Annotated in this window: 2 pseudogenes; both read left to right on the forward strand. The window is 38.2% G+C overall.

What is annotated here, in order from left to right:
- Positions 1-740: pseudogene (locus AC1DPQ_RS28005) on the forward strand (hypothetical protein); the annotation flags it as partial.
- Between the two features lie 108 nt (positions 741-848).
- Positions 849-1292: pseudogene (locus tag AC1DPQ_RS28010) on the forward strand (hypothetical protein); the annotation flags it as partial.

Raw genomic sequence — 1292 nt, forward strand, 5'->3', positions numbered from 1 at the left:
CGCTTACTGAGCGTACTGCGCAGGATAGTGAAGCCGATATGAAAAATCCATACACGCGAGGCTCTGGTGCACCAGGAACTTACTTCGGACTTGGTTATCAATCGCTTGGCATTTATGGTTCTAACAGCGACTGGATGAATGGTGCACACATTATAAACGCCAATAATGTTCAAGCTGGAGATTTGAAATATTTAGATGCGAACGGTGATGGCCAAATTGATGGCAATGACCAAAGAAGAATTGGTAAAAACACCATGCCAAGAAGCAATTACGGGATTACCTTTGACTTAGGTTATAAAGGATTTAGCTTTAGCGCTGTAGTACAAGGATCGGGAGATAGAGACCGTTATCTTGGTGATGTGCTACAAGGTTCGAGTACACAAGGGTATTTACTTTATGGTTTCCAGCAAGATTACTGGAGGCCAGATAATACCAATTCTATTTTTCCTAGACAAACCAGCTCGCCAAGTGCAAATGGAAATAACAACATACAAAACAGCGATTTTTGGATTGTCCAATCTAAATATGTTCGTTTAAAATATTTACAATTTGGTTATGATTTTAAACAAGGAGTACTGAAAAACTCTCCATTCCAACAATTACGCCTATATGTATCGGGAACTAATTTATTGAGTGATTCGAAAAGTCAAAAATACTTTATTGACCCTGAATCTAATACCAACAACTATAATTATCCTGTACAACGTACGCTGTCTTTTGGTGTAACAGCTGGGTTTTAATCAAACTAATTTATAAACAGATGAAACCATCATGATTTTTCAAATCACACAATGAAATGACTATAAAATCATGATAGCTTCATTACCATTAAAATAAATTATATACTAATGAAAAAATATATAGCAATTATAGCAGTAACAGCAAGTATGCTTGCACTGAACTCTTGCAAAAAAGTGCTGGAAACCGAGCCCTTTGATAAGATCAGTGAAGATGTGGTATGGAGCACGAAAGCCAACGCAGAAACTTTCATTTTCAGTACTTACTCTATCATGGGCGCCTATCAAGGTGGGCAAGCAACTGACTTGAGAACTGCAAACATTATGGCATCTGGCGATGGCAGCTGGAGCAATGCATCACCTTTTGTTAGCGAATCAATTACAAGAGCTAATGATTATGGTTTTAACAACTGGGCTGCTGTTCGCCGTTGTAATYTAATCATTAAAAAAGTGGCAGAGTCACCAGGGATTTCAGATGCCGACAAAAAAGCGCTTATCGCTGAAGGCAAATTTTTAAGAGCCATGTCTTATTACAATATTGCCCGTACTACTGGC

Source organism: Pedobacter sp. 01T416_2 (assembly GCF_056398925.1).